Source organism: Streptomyces sp. NPDC056480 (genome assembly GCF_042795405.1).
Classification (GTDB): Bacteria; Actinomycetota; Actinomycetes; order Streptomycetales; family Streptomycetaceae; genus Streptomyces.
Genome location: NZ_JBHTSA010000023.1, coordinates 75,817 through 92,643, shown reverse-complemented (window position 1 = coordinate 92,643; position 16,827 = coordinate 75,817). Strand labels below are relative to the sequence as shown.

14 protein-coding genes are annotated in these 16,827 nt (G+C 72.0%); 8 read left to right on the top strand and 6 right to left on the bottom strand.

Annotated elements, in window-relative coordinates:
• Positions 1 to 107 precede the first annotated feature (107 nt).
• The 4 genes from ACFQ79_RS13455 (at position 108) to ACFQ79_RS13440 (ending at position 5,191) form a co-directional block, all read left to right on the top strand.
• Positions 108 to 1,316, top strand: a complete 1,209-nt coding sequence (locus tag ACFQ79_RS13455) for an MFS transporter (protein WP_383582374.1) — start codon at positions 108 to 110, stop codon at positions 1,314 to 1,316.
• A 56-nt stretch (positions 1,317 to 1,372) separates the two neighbouring features.
• The gene (pgi, locus tag ACFQ79_RS13450) at positions 1,373 to 3,025 is read left to right on the top strand and encodes a glucose-6-phosphate isomerase (RefSeq protein ID WP_383582392.1); all 1,653 of its coding nucleotides are present in this window, start codon (positions 1,373 to 1,375) and stop codon (positions 3,023 to 3,025) included.
• 4 nt (positions 3,026 to 3,029) lie between these two features.
• Entirely contained in the window at positions 3,030 to 3,530 is a 501-nt protein-coding gene (locus tag ACFQ79_RS13445) for a PH domain-containing protein (protein WP_383582371.1), read from the top strand.
• 110 nt (positions 3,531 to 3,640) lie between these two features.
• Positions 3,641 to 5,191 (top strand): PH domain-containing protein, encoded by a 1,551-nt coding sequence (locus ACFQ79_RS13440; protein WP_383582389.1) that lies wholly within the window; start codon positions 3,641 to 3,643, stop codon positions 5,189 to 5,191.
• 22 nt (positions 5,192 to 5,213) lie between these two features.
• On the opposite strand, the gene pgl is transcribed toward ACFQ79_RS13440, so the two are convergent.
• The 5 genes from pgl to tkt are packed head-to-tail and all read right to left on the bottom strand — an operon-like array spanning position 5,214 to position 11,840.
• Entirely contained in the window at positions 5,214 to 5,996 is a 783-nt protein-coding gene (gene pgl / locus ACFQ79_RS13435; RefSeq protein WP_383582368.1) for a 6-phosphogluconolactonase, read from the bottom strand.
• Complete coding sequence (gene opcA / locus ACFQ79_RS13430; RefSeq protein ID WP_383582365.1) at positions 5,993 to 7,063, bottom strand: glucose-6-phosphate dehydrogenase assembly protein OpcA; 1,071 nt, start codon at positions 7,061 to 7,063, stop codon at positions 5,993 to 5,995. The genes pgl and opcA overlap by 4 nt, the downstream gene beginning before the upstream one ends.
• Positions 7,060 to 8,592 (bottom strand): glucose-6-phosphate dehydrogenase, encoded by a 1,533-nt coding sequence (gene zwf, locus ACFQ79_RS13425; RefSeq protein ID WP_187624009.1) that lies wholly within the window; start codon positions 8,590 to 8,592, stop codon positions 7,060 to 7,062. Before zwf ends, opcA begins: the two co-directional genes overlap by 4 nt.
• A gap of 5 nt (positions 8,593 to 8,597) precedes the next feature.
• A complete protein-coding gene (gene tal / locus ACFQ79_RS13420) occupies positions 8,598 to 9,716 on the bottom strand; it encodes a transaldolase (RefSeq protein ID WP_383582362.1) in 1,119 nt (372 codons plus the stop codon).
• Positions 9,717 to 9,752: 36 nt separating this feature from the next.
• Positions 9,753 to 11,840: a transketolase gene (gene tkt, locus ACFQ79_RS13415; protein WP_383582361.1), complete on the bottom strand. Its 2,088-nt coding sequence runs from the start codon at positions 11,838 to 11,840 to the stop codon at positions 9,753 to 9,755.
• A 314-nt stretch (positions 11,841 to 12,154) separates the two neighbouring features.
• Between tkt and ACFQ79_RS13410 the strand changes: the two genes are divergently transcribed.
• The 4 genes from ACFQ79_RS13410 (at position 12,155) to ACFQ79_RS13395 (ending at position 15,750) form a co-directional block, all read left to right on the top strand.
• Entirely contained in the window at positions 12,155 to 13,102 is a 948-nt protein-coding gene (locus ACFQ79_RS13410) for a heme o synthase (protein ID WP_383582358.1), read from the top strand.
• Between the two features lie 178 nt (positions 13,103 to 13,280).
• Positions 13,281 to 13,601, top strand: coding sequence for a hypothetical protein (locus ACFQ79_RS13405; RefSeq protein WP_383582355.1), 321 nt, complete (start codon positions 13,281 to 13,283; stop codon positions 13,599 to 13,601).
• A gap of 75 nt (positions 13,602 to 13,676) precedes the next feature.
• Positions 13,677 to 14,768 carry an amidohydrolase family protein gene (locus tag ACFQ79_RS13400; RefSeq protein WP_383582352.1) on the top strand — a complete coding sequence of 364 codons (1,092 nt, stop codon included), beginning with the start codon at positions 13,677 to 13,679 and terminating at the stop codon, positions 14,766 to 14,768.
• A 64-nt stretch (positions 14,769 to 14,832) separates the two neighbouring features.
• Positions 14,833 to 15,750 carry an immunity 49 family protein gene (locus ACFQ79_RS13395; protein WP_383582349.1) on the top strand — a complete coding sequence of 306 codons (918 nt, stop codon included), beginning with the start codon at positions 14,833 to 14,835 and terminating at the stop codon, positions 15,748 to 15,750.
• 73 nt (positions 15,751 to 15,823) lie between these two features.
• On the opposite strand, the gene ACFQ79_RS13390 is transcribed toward ACFQ79_RS13395, so the two are convergent.
• A complete protein-coding gene (locus ACFQ79_RS13390) occupies positions 15,824 to 16,792 on the bottom strand; it encodes a heme A synthase (RefSeq protein ID WP_383582387.1) in 969 nt (322 codons plus the stop codon).
• Positions 16,793 to 16,827: the final 35 nt, after the last annotated feature.

Genomic DNA, 16,827 nt, shown 5'->3' with positions numbered 1-16,827 from the left:
CGCGAACTCGGTTCGCGGGCAAGGCCCGTTGTCAGTGGTACCCCCTAACGTCGCTCGTGAAGGGATCCTCGGATCCGGCGGACGAACGGGGGGCGCACAGCATGACGATGACGGCGACAGCGGGCGGCAAGGCCGTGCCCGCCTGGCGAGGCGGCTTCGGGAGGCTGTGGACGGCCGCGGTCGTCTCCCGCTTCGGCGACTCCCTGCGCGCCGCCGCGATGCCGCTGCTCGCCGCCTCCCTCACCGACGACCCCCTCCTCATCGCCTCCGTCACCGCCTGCGGCTATCTGCCCTGGCTGCTCTTCGGGCTGCTCGGCGGGGCCGTCGCCGACCGCGTCGACCAGCGCAGGGCCATGTGGGCCGTCGACCTCGTACGCGGCGCGCTCATGGCCGGGTTCGCCGTCGCCGTCGCACTCGGACACGCCGGCATCGCCCTGCTCCTCGTCCTCGCCTTCGCGCTCACCACCCTGCAGACCCTCTTCGACAACGCCGCCACCGCGCTGCTCCCCTCCCTCGTGCCCGCCGAGACCCTGGCCGGGGCCAACGCCCGCCTGATGACCGGTCAGCAGCTCGCGGGCGGGATCCTCGCCGCCCCCCTGGTGCCCGCCCTGCTCCTCGCCGGGCCCGCCGTGCCGTACGCGGCGGACGCCGCCACCTACGTCCTGGCCGCCCTGCTCATCGCCTCCCTGCGGACCGGCGCGCCCGAACGGCCTCCCCGACCCGCCGGATCCACCCTCCGGACCGAGATGGCCCAGGGACTCGCCGTGCTGCGCGCGGACCGCTCCCTGCGGTGGCTCTGCACGGCCACCACCCTCTGCAACATCGGCATGGGAGCCCTCATCGCCACGCTCGTCGTCCTGGTCACCGACGGTGTCCACGCCGGGAACACGGGATACGCGGCCACCCTCACCGCCTTCGCCGTCGGCGGTGTCGCCGGCGGTTTCCTGGCCCGCCGGATCGCCGAACGGACCGGGCGGGTACGCGCGGTGCTCCTCGCCGGGACCGTCCAGACCGGCTGTCTGGTCCTGTTGGGGACGGTGCCCGTCCTCGCGGTGTCGATCGGGGCCATGGCGGTGTTCGGCTTCATGGGGACCGTGTGGAACGTCCAGCAGACCACCCTCATGCAGGAGCGCGCCCCCGAGGGCATGCTCGGCCGCATCGCCGCCGCCTTCCGCACCCTCGCCGTCGCGGGCGCCCCGCTCGGGGCCGTACTGGGCGGCGCGGCTGCGGCCGGCTGGGGACCGCTCACCCCGGCTCTGCTCGCGGCGGCCCTGTTCGCGCTCGCCGTCACGTCACTCGCCCCCCTGATCAATTAGGTTGGAGAGGCAGCGGGGCAGACAAGCAGTACGAGAAGAAGTGGGCGATGTCCGAGATGAACAACGAAGGCCGCACCAGGCTCAACCGGCTGCCCGAGTGGGCGGCCCTCGGCAAGCACCGTGAGCAGCTGGGCGACACCCGGCTGCGCGACCTGTTCGCCGCCGACGCGGAGCGTGGCACCGGCTACGCCCTGCGCGTCGGCGACCTCTACCTGGACTACTCCAAGCACCTCGTCACCGACGAGACGCTGACCCTGCTGCGCGAACTGGCGGCCGTCACCGGCGTCGCCGAGCTCCGCGACGCCATGTTCCGCGGCGAGAAGATCAACACCACCGAGGACCGCGCGGTCCTCCACACCGCGCTCCGCGCCCCCCGCGGAGCCGTGATCGAGGTCGACGGGGAGAACGTCGTCCCCGGCGTCCACGCCGTCCTCGACACGATGGGAGCGTTCTCCGACAAGGTCCGCGCGGGCGAGTGGACCGGCCACACCGGCAAGCCGATCAAGAACATCGTCAACATCGGCATCGGCGGCTCCGACCTCGGTCCCGCCATGGCCTACGAGGTCCTGCGCTCCTACACCCAGCGGGACCTGACGCTCCGTTTCGTCTCCAACGTCGACGGCGCCGACCTCCACGAGGCCGTCCGCGACCTCGACCCCGCCGAGACGCTGTTCATCGTCGCCTCGAAGACCTTCACCACCATCGAGACGATCACCAACGCCACCTCCGCGCGGAACTGGCTCCTCACCGGCCTGCGGGCCGGCCAGGACGCCGTCGCCAAGCACTTCGTGGCCCTCTCGACCAACGCCGAGAAGGTCGAGGAGTTCGGCATCGACACCGCGAACATGTTCGAGTTCTGGGACTGGGTCGGCGGCCGCTACTCGTACGACTCCGCCATCGGCCTCTCCCTGATGATCGCCATCGGCCCGGAGCGCTTCCGCGAGATGCTCGACGGCTTCCACCTCGTCGACGAGCACTTCCGCACGGCTCCGCCCGAGGAGAACGCGCCGCTGCTCCTCGGCCTCCTCGGGGTCTGGTACGGCGCCTTCTTCGACGCCCAGTCGCACGCCGTCCTGCCGTACTCGCACTACCTCTCCAAGTTCACCGCCTACCTCCAGCAGCTCGACATGGAGTCCAACGGCAAGTCGGTGGACCGCGAGGGCAACCGGGTCGACTGGCAGACCGGCCCGGTCGTCTGGGGCACCCCCGGCACCAACGGGCAGCACGCCTACTACCAGTTGATCCACCAGGGCACCAAGGTCATCCCGGCCGACTTCATCGGCTTCGCGCGGCCGGTCGAGGACCTGCTGCCGGGCCTCGTCGCCCAGCACGACCTGCTCATGGCCAACTTCTTCGCCCAGACCCAGGCACTGGCCTTCGGCAAGACCCCCGACGAGGTACGGGCGGAGGGCGTCCCCGAGGAGCTCGTCCCGCACAAGACCTTCCAGGGGAACCACCCCACCACGACGATCCTCGCCGACGCGCTCACCCCGTCCGTCCTCGGCCAGCTCATCGCGCTGTACGAGCACAAGGTCTTCGTCCAGGGCGCCATCTGGAACATCGACTCCTTCGACCAGTGGGGCGTCGAACTCGGCAAGGTCCTCGCCAAGCGGATCGAGCCGGTCCTGACGGAGGGCGAGGGCGGCGAGCACCTCGACAGCTCCACCGCCGGACTCGTGTCCGCCTACCGCACGCTGCGCGGACGGTAGAGCCATGACGGGGGAGAACGCGGTGCGGCTGCGGCCGCCCAGGAACGCCGTGGACGAGCGGGCCGTCGCCTGGTGGCGGAGCCGGCTCCTGGCGACCACCGCCGTACCGGTGCTGGTCCTCGGCGTCCTCGGCGCCCTCATCGGGCCCGCCCGGTTCTGGCTGCTGGTCCCGGCCGGGGCCGTGGCGGCCCTGGGACTCACCTGCACCGCGTTCTTCCCCGCCTGGTGGTTCCGGGTGCACCGCTGGGAGGTCACCCAGGACGCCGTCTACGTCCGCACGGGGGCCCTCTGGCAGGAGTGGCGGATCGCGCCGATGTCCCGGATCCAGACCGTCGACACCTCGCGCGGCCCGCTGGAGCAGGGCTTCCGGCTCGCCACCGTCACGGTGACCACCGCCTCCTCCAGGGGCGCGATCAGGATCGAGGGCCTCGACCACGAACTGGCCGCCGAACTGGCCGAGCGGCTGACCGTCATCACCCAGGCCACCCCCGGGGACGCCACGTGAACGAGGCGGCCGACGAGGCGACCCGGAAGACGGCGGACGGGGTCACCGGGGCCGTGCCGGGCCCGGCCGCCGACGGGACCCAGGAGACGGCGGACGGGGTCACCGGAGCGGTGCCCGCCCCCGCCATCGACGGGACCCAGGAGACGGACTGGCTCCGCCTCGACCCCCGCACCGTGCTCGTCCGGGTCGTCCTCTTCGGCGGCGTCCTCGTCGGCGCCGCACTGCCCGTCACCTTCGCGCTGGCCGGGCCGCGCCCCCTGTGGCAGGCCGTCGCCTGGGTCGCCGCGGGCGTGGCCCTCGTCCTGCTCGCCGACTTCGCCGCCGAGACGGTCCGGCTCCGCCGCACCCGCTACCGGATCGGCGCCGAGAGGGTGGAGCTCCACACCGGGCTCCTCGTCGTCCAGCGCCGTTCGCTCGCCCGTGAGCGCATCCGCAGCGCCGACCTCACCGCCAACCCGCTCCAGCGCGTCCTCGGCCTCGTCAAGGTCCGGATCGGCACCGGCGAGCACACCGGCGGCAGCGAATCCACCCTGGAACTCGACATGGTCACCCGGGCCGAAGGGGAGCGGCTGCGCCACGAGCTGCTCGCCCGCCCCGCCGCCACCCCCGGGGCCCACGACCACGACCCCTCTCTCGCGACGCTCGACCCGCGCTGGATCCGCTACGCCCCCGTCTCCTTCGTCGCCCCCGCGCTCGGCGGCGCGGCGGCCGGGGCGGTCATGCAGGTCAGCGAGTGGTTCGGGGCCCAAGGGGAGGTCATCGACTGGATAGGGGACCGCTTCCAGGACGTCTCCATCCCCTGGATGATCCTCGTCCTGGCCCTCCTCGCCACCGTCGCGGGCGCCGTCGGAGCCCTCGGCCTCTGGGTCGAGATGTGGTGGAACTACCGTCTGGAGCGCGAGCCGGGCGGCACCCTGCGGGTCTCCCGCGGGCTCTTCACCGCCCGCTCGGTCTCCATAGAGGAGCGCAGGCTGCGCGGTGTCGAGCTGGTCGAGCCGCTCGGCGTCCGCGCCCTCGGGGCGGCCCGTGTCGACGCCGTCGCCACCGGGCTCGTCAAGGACGAGGCCGACAAGCACACCGACCTCAAGACGCTGCTGCCGGCGGCGGAGCGGCCGGTGGCCGACCGGGTCGCCGCCCAGGTCCTGCGCGAGCCGGAGCCGCCCACCGGGGCGCCCCTCACCGCCCATCCCCGGGCCGCCCGCGCCCGGAGGGTGCGCTGGGCGATGGGGAGCGTCCTGCTGCCCGTGGCGGTCCTCGTCCTCCTCGGGCTGCTCCTCACCCCGGTCCTGCTCTACGTGGCGGCCGGCTGCGCGGTCGTCCTCGGCCCGGTCGCCGTGCTGTTCGCCCTCGACGCGTACCGCGCTCTCGGACACGGCGTCAGCGGCGCCTATCTGGTGACCCGTTCGGGTACGGTCCGGCGGGCCACGGTCGCCCTCCAGCGCTCCGGCGTCATCGGCTGGACCGTCAAGCAGTCGTACTTCCAGCGCCGGGCCGGCCTGCTGACCCTCACCGCCACGACGGCGGCCGGAGCGGGCGCGTACGACATCCTCGACGCCGGCCGGAGCGAGGGCCTCACCTTCGCCGCCGGGGCCGTACCGGACCTGCTCGCGCCCTTCCTCGAACCCGTACCGACGCAGGAGGCCCGGTCCACCGAAAGGTGAACCGGGCCTCCGGGGCGTCGAGTCAGGCGGACGCCGGCGGGTACAGACTCCTCGGCAGCTCCGAGGCCGCGGCCGCGTCCAGCAGCCACAGCGTGCGCGAGCGGCCGTAGGCGCCCGCCGCCGGGGCCTGCACCTCGCCCGCGCCCGACAGCGCGATCGCCGCCGCCTTCGCCTTGTCGGCACCGGCCGCGAGCAGCCAGACCTCCTTCGCCGCCCGGATCGCCGGAAGGGTCAGCGAGACCCGCACCGGCGGCGGCTTGGGCGCGCCGTGCACACCGACGACCGTCCGCTCGGTCTCGCGGACCGCGGGCAACTCCGGGAAGAGCGAGGCCACATGGGTGTCCGGACCGACGCCCAGCATCAGGACGTCGAAGGTCGGCACCCCGCCGTGGTCACCGGGACCCGCGGCGGCGGCCAGCTCCCGCGCGTACGCGGCCGCGGCCGCGTCGACATCGGAACCGTACGGTCCGTCCGAGGCCGGCATGGCGTGCACCCGCGCCGGGTCGAGCGGCACCCGGTCGAGCAGCGCCTCCCGGGCCTGGGTGACGTTCCGCTCGGGGTCGCCCTCGGGCAGGAAACGCTCGTCCCCCCACCACAGGTCGAGCCGCGACCAGTCGACCGCGTCCCGCGCGGGCGCCGAACCGAGCGCCGCCAGCAGGCCGTTGCCGTTGCGTCCGCCGGTGAGCACCACCGAGGCGGAGCCGCGGGCGGCCTGGGCGTCCACGATCTTCGTGATCAGCCGGGCCGCGGCGGCCTCGGCCATCAGCTCCTTGTCGCGGTGGACGACCAGCTGAGGGGTGCTCACTTGGCCGCCGCCTTCTTGGCCGGGGCCTTCTTCGCGGCGGGCTTGGCGGCCGGGGCGGCCGGGGCGGCCGACTCCCCGGCGGCTTCCGGAGCGGGCTTCTCGACCGTCTCCACGACCACCTCGGGGGCGGTGACGGCCGCCTCCTCGTCGAGCCGCTCCAGACCGAACTTGAGCGCCGTCGCGTAGGTGTCGTCCGGGTCCAGCCGGCGCAGCTCCTCCGCGATCAGCTCGGCCGTGTCGCGGCGCTTGAGCGCCACCGCGCGGTCGGGCTGCCCCTGGATGGAGAGCGTGGCGAGCGAGCCGTCCGGCCGGTCGAGGACGATCGGGCCGGAGCTGGTCTCCATCCGTACGGAGGTGAGACCGGGACCCGTCGACTTCGAGCGGCGCACCGGAATCTTCAGCCGCTCCGCCAGCCACATGGCCAGCAGCTCGACGCTCGGGTTGAACTCCTCGCCCTCGACCTCGGCGGAGGTCACCTCGCACACGACTTGGTCGAGCGCGGCGGCGAGCATCGAACGCCACGGGGTGATCCGGGTCCACGCGAGGTCCGTGTCGCCCGGGGTGTACGCGTCCGCGCGCGCGGTCAGCTCGTGGATGGGCTGCTCGGCGGCGTACGTGTCGGTCACCCGGCGCTGGGCGAGGGCGCCCAGCGGGTCCTTCGCCGGGTCGGTCGGCGCGTTCACCGGCCACCAGACGACGACCGGGGCGTCCGGGAGGAGCAGCGGCAGGAGCACCGACTGGGCGTGGTCGCCGACCTCGCCGTACAGCCGGAGGACCACCGTCTCACCGGTGCTGGCGTCGGCGCCGAGGCGGACCTCGGCGTCGAGCCGTGCCTTGGAACGGTCCCGCGGGGAGCGCGAGACCCGCTTGATGACGACGAGGGTCCGCGAGGGGTGCTCGCGGGACGCCTCGTTCGCGGCCTTCAGCGCGTCGTAGGCGTTCTCCTCGTCGGTGACGATGACGAGGGTGAGCACCATGCCGACGGCCGGCGTGCCGATCGCCCGCCGCCCGAGCACCAGCGCCTTGTTGATCTTGGAGGACGTGGTGTCCGTCAGGTCGGTCTTCATGGCCGGCGCCAGCTCCGTCCGTCTCGTGCGAGCATCTCGTCCGCCTCGACCGGACCCCAGGTCCCGGACTGGTACTGCGCGGGCTTGCCGTGCTTGTCCCAGAACTGCTCGATCGGGTCGAGGATCTTCCAGGACAGCTCGACCTCCTCGACGCGCGGGAAGAGGTTGGAGTCGCCGAGCAGGACGTCGAGGATGAGCCGCTCGTACGCCTCGGGGCTGGACTCCGTGAAGGACTCGCCGTAGGCGAAGTCCATCGACACGTCCCGGATCTCCATCTGGGTGCCGGGCACCTTGGAGCCGAACCGCATCGTCACGCCCTCGTCCGGCTGGACCCGGATGACGATGGCGTTGCGGCCGAGTTCCTCGGTCGCGGTGGAGTCGAAGGGGGAGTGCGGGGCCCGCTGGAAGACGACCGCGATCTCGGTGACGCGACGGCCGAGCCGCTTGCCGGTGCGCAGGTAGAAGGGGACGCCCGCCCAGCGGCGGTTGTCGATCTCCAGCTTGATGGCCGCGTAGGTGTCGGTCTTCGACTGGGGGTCGATGCCGTCTTCCTGGAGGTAGCCGACGGCCTTCGCGCCGCCCTGCCACCCGGCCGCGTACTGGCCGCGGACCGTGGACTTGCCCAGGTCCTTGGGCAGCTTCACCGCGCCGAGGACCTTGGTCTTCTCGGCGGCCAGCGCGTCGGCGTCGAAGGAGGCGGGCTCCTCCATCGCGGTCAGCGCCAGCAGCTGGAGCAGGTGGTTCTGGATGACGTCACGGGCGGCGCCGATGCCGTCGTAGTAGCCGGCGCGGCCGCCGATGCCGATGTCCTCGGCCATCGTGATCTGCACGTGGTCGACGTACGACCGGTTCCAGATCGGCTCGAAGAGGGTGTTGGCGAAGCGGAGCGCCAGGATGTTCTGGACGGTCTCCTTGCCGAGGTAGTGGTCGATCCGGAAGACCTCGTTGGGCGGGAAGACCTCGTGGACGACCTCGTTGAGCTCCTTGGCGGAGACCAGGTCGTGGCCGAAGGGCTTCTCGATGACCGCGCGGCGCCAGGAGCCGTCCTTCTGGTCGGCGAGCCCGTGCTTCTTGAGCTGCTGGACGACCTTGGGGAAGAACTTCGGCGGGACCGACAGGTAGAAGGCGAAGTTGCCGCCCGTGCCCTGTGCCTTGTCCAGCTCCTCGATGGTGTCCTTCAGCTGCTCGAACGCGTCGTCGTCGTCGAAGTCGCCCTGGACGAACCGCATCCCCTGGATGAGCTGCTGCCACACCTCCTCGCGGAACGGGGTGCGCGCGTGCTGCTCGACGGCGTCGTGGACCTCCTGCGCGAAGTCCTCGTCCTGCCACTCCCGGCGGGCGAAGCCGATGAGCGAGAAGCCCGGCGGCAGCAGGCCGCGGTTGGCCAGGTCGTAGACGGCAGGCATCAGCTTCTTACGGGACAAATCGCCCGTGACGCCGAAGATCACCAGACCCGACGGCCCCGCGATGCGCGGGAGCCGTCGGTCTGCGGCGTCACGGAGCGGGTTGGCTCCGTGGACTGCGCTCAAAGTGCTTACGCCTCCGAAGGTGCGAGGCGCGAGAGCTCCGCCTCGGTGGACTTGAGAAGGTCGTTCCAGGACGCCTCGAACTTCTCGACGCCCTCGTCCTCGAGGAGCTGGACGACATCGTCGTAGGCGATGCCCAGCTTCTCGACGGCCGCGAGCTCGGCACGCGACTGGTCGTAGGTGCCGCGCACGGTGTCACCGTCGACCACGCCGTGGTCGGCGGTGGCCTCGAGGGTGGCCTCCGGCATGGTGTTGACCGTGCCCGGGGCGACCAGGTCCACGACGTACAGGGTGTCCTTGTACGCCGGGTCCTTGACGCCGGTCGAGGCCCACAGCGGACGCTGCTTGTTGGCCTGCGCCTTGTCGAGGGCGGCCCAGCGCTCCGAGGAGAAGACCTCCTCGAACGCCTCGTACGCCAGACGCGCGTTGGCCAGGGCGGCCTTGCCCTTGAGGGCCTTGGCCTCGTCCGTGCCGATGCCGTCCAGGCGCTTGTCGATCTCCGAGTCCACCCGGGACACGAAGAAGGAGGCCACCGAGTGGATCTTGGAGAGGTCGAGGCCGCGCTCACGGGCCTTCTCCAGGCCCGCCAGGTAGGCGTCCATGACCGCGCGGTAGCGCTCCAGCGAGAAGATCAGCGTCACGTTGACGCTGATGCCGAGGCCGATGACCTCGGTGATCGCCGGCAGACCCGCCTTGGTGGCCGGGATCTTGATGAGTGTGTTCGGACGGTCCACCAGCCAGGCCAGCTGCTTGGCCTCGGCGATGGTGGCGGTCGTCTCGTGGGCGAGACGGGGGTCGACCTCGATGGAGACCCGGCCGTCCTGGCCCTGGGTCGCGTCGAAGACCGGCCGCAGGATGTCGGCGGCGTCGCGGACGTCCGCCGTCGTGATCATCCGGATGGCCTCGTCGACGGTCACCTTGCGGGCGGCGAGGTCGGCGAGCTGCTGCTCGTAACCGTCGCCGTGCGAGATGGCCTTCTGGAAGATCGACGGGTTCGTGGTCACACCGACCACGTGGCTCTGGTCGATGAGCTCGGCCAGGTTGCCGGACGTGATCCGCTTGCGCGAGAGGTCGTCCAGCCAGATCGCGACGCCTTCGTCGGAGAGGCGCTTGAGAGCGTCTGTCATGAGAATTCCATCTCCATTAAGTCGTACGTATGCGGATCAGCGCGCGGCGGCGTCGATCGATTCCCGGGCGGCGGCGACGATGGCCTCCGGCGTGAACCCGAACTCGCGGAACAGGACCTTCGCGTCCGCCGAGGCACCGAAGTGCTCCAGGGAGACGATCCGGCCGGCGTCACCGACGTAGCGGTGCCAGGTGAGACCGATACCGGCCTCGACCGCCACACGGGCCTTGACCGACGGCGGCAGGACGGAGTCCTTGTACGCCTGGTCCTGCTCCTCGAACCACTCCACGGACGGCATCGAGACCACGCGGGTCGGGACACCGGCGGCCTGGAGCTGCTCACGGGCCTCGACGGCCAGGTGCACCTCGGAGCCCGTGCCGATCAGCACGACCTGGGCGTCGCCGCCCTCGGCGTCGAACAGCACGTAGCCGCCCTTGACCGTGTCCTCGTTCGGCGCGTACGTCGGCACACCCTGGCGGGTCAGCGCCAGACCGTGCGGGGCGCCCTTGCCGAAGACCTTCGTGTGGCGCTGCATGATCTCGCGCCAGGCGATGGCCGTCTCGTTGGCGTCGGCCGGACGGACCACGTTGAGACCCGGGATCGCGCGCAGCGAGGCCAGGTGCTCCACGGGCTGGTGCGTCGGGCCGTCCTCGCCCAGACCGATCGAGTCGTGGGTCCAGACGTACGTCACCGGGAGGTGCATCAGCGCCGACAGGCGGACGGCGTTGCGCATGTAGTCGGAGAACACCAGGAAGGTGCCGCCGTAGATGCGCGTGTTGCCGTGCAGCGCGATGCCGTTCATCTCCGCGGCCATGGAGTGCTCGCGGATGCCGAAGTGGATCGTGCGGCCGTACTTGTCGGCCTCCGGCAGCGGGTTGCCCTCGGGGAGGAACGACGAGTCCTTGTCGATCGTCGTGTTGTTGGAGCCGGCGAGGTCGGCCGAGCCGCCCCACAGCTCCGGGATGACCGCGCCGAGCGCCTTGAGGACCTGGCCCGAGGCGGCACGGGTGGCGACACCCTTGCCCGGCTCGAAGACCGGGAGCTTCTCGGCCCAGCCGGCCGGCAGCTCGTTCGCCTGGATGCGGTCGAACTCGGCGGCGCGCTCCGGGTTGGCCGTACGCCACTCGGCGAGCGACTTCTCCCACGCGGCGCGGGCCTCGCGGCCGCGGTCACCGAGCGAACGGGTGTGCGCGATGACCTCGTCGGTGACCTCGAAGGTCTGCTCCGGGTCGAAGCCGAGGACGCGCTTGGTGGCCGCGATCTCCTCGTCGCCGAGCGCCGAGCCGTGCGCGGCCTCGGTGTTCTGCGCGTTCGGGGCGGGCCAGGCGATGATGGAGCGCATGGCGATGAACGAAGGACGCTCGGTCTCGGCCTCGGCGGCCTTGACCGCCGCGTAGAGACCGGCCGGGTCCAGGTCGCCGTTGGCCTGCGGCTCGACGCGCTGGACGTGCCAGCCGTACGCCTCGTACCGCTTCATCGTGTCCTCGGACACGGCCGTCTCGGTGTCGCCCTCGATCGAGATGTGGTTGTCGTCCCACAGCAGGATCAGGTTGCCGAGCTTCTGGTGGCCGGCGAGCGAGGACGCCTCCGCGGAGATGCCCTCCTGCAGGCAGCCGTCACCGGCGATCGCGTAGATGCGGTGGTCGAACGGCGAGGTGCCGGCGGCGGCCTCCGGGTCGAACAGACCGCGCTCGAAGCGGGCGGCCATCGCCATGCCCACGGCGTTGGCGACACCCTGGCCCAGCGGGCCCGTGGTGGTCTCGACCGCGGCGGTGTGACCGTACTCCGGGTGACCGGGGGTCTTCGAGCCCCAGGTGCGGAAGGCCTTCAGGTCGTCCAGCTCGAGCCCGAAGCCACCCAGGTACAGCTGGGTGTAGAGGGTGAGGGACGAGTGTCCGGCGGAGAGGACGAACCGGTCGCGCCCGACCCATTCGGGGTCGGCCGGGTCGTGCCGCATCACCTTCTGGAAGAGGGTGTACGCGGCGGGTGCCAGGCTCATGGCCGTACCGGGATGGCCGTTGCCGACCTTCTGTACGGCGTCCGCCGCCAGGATGCGGGCGGTGTCGACGGCCCGCTGGTCCAACTCGGTCCACTCGAGGTCTGTGGTGGTCGGCTTAGTGCTCACCCTGGGTCAGGGCTCCTCTCCACATGTCTGAAGCCGGTGACTGAGGGTGTACCGGCGTTGTCGAGCCTACCCCCGCCGGAACGTCCCTCTTTTCGTGTGCATGCCCCTCAAATGAGCGGACACAGCAAGACTGCCGCCGCCCGTGTGACTTCGCCTCCCGAGGCGTGTCCACGCCTTGGGACACACCCCCTCAACACGACCCCACCCCCGCGAAGATCGGCGTCTGGGCAACGTCTACAGTGGCGTGGTACGCGCAAGCTTCACCCCGCCTTCATCCGGGGAGCTTGCTGGGAATTTCTCTGTCAGGGGTGTGCGTGACGGCCGTCGAGTCCCGACCCGCAGGGGTCGTCTTGACTCCCAGCCCGGGGGGCCATCGGCCGTTCGGGGCCCGCGTCAAGGCATACGTGGCGCTGACCAAGCCGCGGATCATCGAACTGCTGCTCATCACCACCGTTCCGGTGATGTTCCTCGCCGAACAGGGCGTGCCCGACCTGTGGCTGGTGCTCGCCACCTGCTTCGGCGGCTACCTGTCGGCGGGCGGCGCCAACGCGCTGAACATGTACATCGACCGCGACATCGACGCGCTGATGGACCGCACGTCCCAGCGTCCGCTGGTCACCGGCGTCCTGACGCCGCGCGAGGGCCTGGTCTTCGGCCTCACCCTCGCCGTGGTCTCCACGCTCTGGTTCGGCCTGCTCGTCAACTGGCTGTCCGCCGCGCTCTCGCTCGGCGCGCTCCTCTTCTACGTCGTGGTCTACACGATGATCCTGAAGCGGCGCACGACGCAGAACATCGTCTGGGGCGGGATCGCCGGCTGCCTGCCGGTCCTCATCGGCTGGTCGGCCGTCACGAACTCGATGTCCTGGGCGGCCGTCATCCTCTTCGCCGTCATCTTCTTCTGGACGCCGCCGCACTACTGGCCGCTGTCGATGAAGGTGAAGGACGACTACGCCCGCGCCGGCGTGCCGATGCTCCCGGTCCTCGCCTCCAACAAGGTCGTCGCCAAGCAGATCGTCGCGTACAGCTGGGTGATGGTCGCCGTCTCGCTGCTGCTCACGCCGCTCGGCTACACCGGCTGGTTCTATCTGACGGTCGCCCTGCTCACCGGCGGCTGGTGGCTCTGGGAGGCGCACGGCCTGCTCAACCGGGCCAAGGCGGGCGCCACCGGCGCGAAGCTCAAGGAGATGCGCCTCTTCCACTGGTCCATCACCTATGTCTCGCTGCTCTTCGTGGCGGTCGCGGTGGACCCGTTCCTCCGTTAGGAACAGACCCGGGAGGGACACGTCGCTCCGTGAGGAACGTGTCCCGGAGGGACTTTCCGGGACGTCTCGCCCGATGTCCCCGCTCAGATGATCTGCTCGGCCGACGGCCGGGTCACGTGGGATAGGCCACGTGACCCGGCCGTCGCCAGTAGATCTACCCCTCGGTAGCATCCCTTTCATGGCAGAAACGAAGCAGGAAGAGCGCAAGGCGGCCAGGCTCGCCAAGGAGATCAAGGCCTTCTCCAAGGAGCACGGCGGCTCCGAGGGGCACCTCGCGCACATCGGTCAGGCGGGCACCCGGATCGTCCTCGTCGGCACCGACGGCGGCTGGGGCGACCTCGTCGCGCCGACGTACGCGATCGCGCAGCAGGCCGCCGAGAAGGCCGGCCTCACCCTCCACGAGGAGTTCGACGGCGAGTTCGCCGCCAAGGTCGCCACCGGCCCGTACGAGTGGACCCGGATGGCCGGTATCCAGATCGGCGGCCCCTCCAACAGCTGAGGCAACAACCTCGCGCGGGGCTCACCCGTTAGGACGTGTGGAGAAGCGACACGGCCACGCAGGGAGCCCCCCGAGATGATCGACACGCCGAGCCTGGTGGACCAGTACTGCCACGGGGTGCTCCGTACGGAGCTCGGCCTCGGCACCTTCGAGGCCCGCCTCGGCGCCCAGCTGGGCGGGAGCGGCGCGCTGCCCGCCGCGGGCACCACCTTCTTCGACACCCAGACCGGCTTCGCCGTGCGCCGATGGTGCCCGCCGCTGCTCGGCCTCGAAGCGCACTGCCCACCGGCCCGGTATCTCGCGCGCCGCCGCGAGCTGGGCGTCGCCGAGTCGGGCCGACGCCTGCTGCGGGCCTCCGGGATCGCCACGTACCTCGTCGACACCGGACTCCCCGACGACCTCACGGGACCGGCCGAGCTCGGTGCCACCGGAGCCGCAGAGGCCCATGAGATCGTCCGCCTCGAACCGCTCGCCGAGCAGGTCGCGGACACCTCGGGGACCGTCGAGGCCTTCCTCGCCAACCTCGCCGAGGCCGTGCACGGGGCCGCCGTCCACACCGTGGCCTTCGCCTCCGTGGCAGGTGTACGCCGGGGACTCGCGTACACGCCCGAGCCCCCGGGGCCCGGAGAGGTACGCGGGGCCGCCGGGCGCTGGCTCGCCGGACGCCCGGTCGGCGGCCCGCTCACCGACCCCGTCCTGCTGCGCCACCTGCTCTGGATCGCGGTCACCGCCGGGCGCCCCCTGCAACTGCACACCGGGGACCGGGACCCGGCCTCGCTCGCCGGATTCGCCGCCGCCACGGCGGGGCTCGGCACCGATCTGGTGCTGCTCCACTCCTACCCGTACCACCGTGCCGCCGCGCACCTGACCGCCGTGCACCCGCACGTCCACGCCGACCTGGGCCCCGTCCTCGCGCACACCGGGGCGCGGGCGGCGGCCGTCCTCGCCGAGGTCCTGGAGCGGGCGCCGTTCGGGAAGCTGCTGTTCTCCAGCGGCGCCCACGGCCTGCCCGAGCTCCACGTGGTCGCCGCGAACGTCTTCCGCACCGCCCTCACCCGGGTGCTCGGCGAATGGGTCATGGACGGAGCCTGGTCCCGTACGGACGCCCAGCGGGTCGCCACGATGATCGCTTCGGGGAACGCCCGCCGGGTCTACCGGCTCGCCTGACCCGCTGTCGGCCCCCACCGGTAGCGTTCCCCCGCAGGACCGAACGGATCACGGGGAGCGAAGCGTGCGGGAGCCGACACGGCACGAGGTCGACGGGGCGAGGATCGAGCGGGCCCTCCAGGACGTCTGGGGGCAGACCTTCGACCGCTGGCACGACCTGCGGTACGGCGGAATGTCGCTGTCCGGTCTGGCGGTGCTGCGCGACGAACTCCTCGACCACGTCGGGGCCCGCACCACCGAGGACCCGGAGCTCGCCGCCGACTCCTCGCGGACGGCGCTGCGCACCGCCGCCGAGTGCGCCCTCGGCGTGCTGGGCGTCGGGTGCTTCCCCGAAGGCGACTGGGAGGTGCCGCTGCCCGTCGTCGGCCGGACGCTCTCCAGTGACGAGCAGCTCTACGTCGAGGACTCGGACCCGGGGCACCGGGCGCCCACGGCGCGCACCTGGGTCGAGGCATTCGCCCTCTGCCTGATCAGCGGGCTCGCCCAGGAGCGGCAGCGGGTGATCGGTCCGCTGCTCCGGGAGGACTACGCCCCCGCGGTCCGCGAGGGGGTGCCCTACTCCCGGCTCGACTCGGTCTCGGAGCCGGCGGACCTCGCCGAGATGGACGCCCTCTGCGCGTACCTGACCGTCGAGCGGGGGCGGTACCCCGGCGTCATGCCGGGACCCGTCCCGGTGCGCCGGCCCGACGCGGAGGAGCGCGCGGGCGCGGCGCGGGCCCTCGACGCGGCCGGTCCGCTCGGCCCCGACCAGCGGCTGCTGCGCGTGCTGCTCGACGACGACCGCGAGGCCTTCGACCGGGCGCTCGCGGACCGGCTCGAGGAGCACCGCGCGGGCGTCGGAGCAGATCCCGAGCCGAGGACCCTGCTGCCGGCGGGCGCCGTCGCCCTGGCCGCGCTCGCGCACACGGCGCACGGCTGGGCGCCGGGCGTGCGGTCCGGCTACCTGCCCGAGGCGCTGCTGCGCGCGCCGGTGGCCGGGTAGACGGACGCCCGGACCGCCGCGGGAGCGGGGGCCCGGGCGGATCCGGACGGTCGTGGACCTGGTCCTGGGCGTCTCAGGCGGTCGCGAGTGCGGGGTCGGCCTGGGCCGGGATGTCCGCTGTGGGGACCGGGCGCTCGCGCAGGCTCAGGGCCAGGCGCAGGACCGCGATCCACATCAGGGACGAGCCGAGCATGTGGACGGCCACCAGGAGCTCGGGGACCCCGGTGAAGTACTGGACGTAGCCGATGGCGCCCTGGGCGAGCAGCACGATCAGCAGGTCGCGGGCGCGCGCCCGGGTGTCGAGCGGGGCGTCCACCACGCGCAGGACCAGCCACATCGCGAGCGCCAGGGCGCAGACGACCCAGGCGGCGATGGCGTGCAGGTGCGCGGCGTCCGTCCAGTCCCACGGCATGCGCGGAACGTCGCTGCTGTCACCGGCGTGCTTGCCGGCGCCGGTCACCGTCGTGCCGAGCGCGATCAGCAGACCCGAGGTGATCGTGATCGCCCAGCCCAGCTTGCGGACCGGGCGCGGCACGCGCGGGCGGGAGGCGGTGTCGCCCTCGCCGGTCCGGTGCCAGGTGACGACGGCGACGGTGAGCAGCGCGTTCGCGGCGAGGAAGTGGCCGGCGACCGTCCACGGGTTGAGGCCCATCCACACCGTGATGCCGCCGATGACGGCGTTGCTCATCACGATCCAGAACTGGGCCCAGGCGAGCCGGGTCAGCCCGCGCCGCCACGGCTTGGTGGACCGCGCGGCGATGATCGCCCAGCCGACCGCGGCCGACAGGACGTAGGTCAGCATCCGGTTGCCGAACTCGATCGCGCCGCGGTAGCCCTGCTCGGGCGTCACGATCAGGCTGTCGTCGGTGCACTTCGGCCAGGTGTCGCAGCCGAGACCGGAACCGGTCAGCCGGACCGCGCCACCGGTGACGATGATGAGCACGCTCATCACGACGGCGGAGAGCGCGGCGCGCCGGAGCGTCCTGGGGGACGGAGTCCAGCGCCTGGCGATGGAGGCGAGGGGGGTCAGCACGGGCCCTATCGTAGGCCGGGGCTTGTGCACGCTTTCACGAGGGG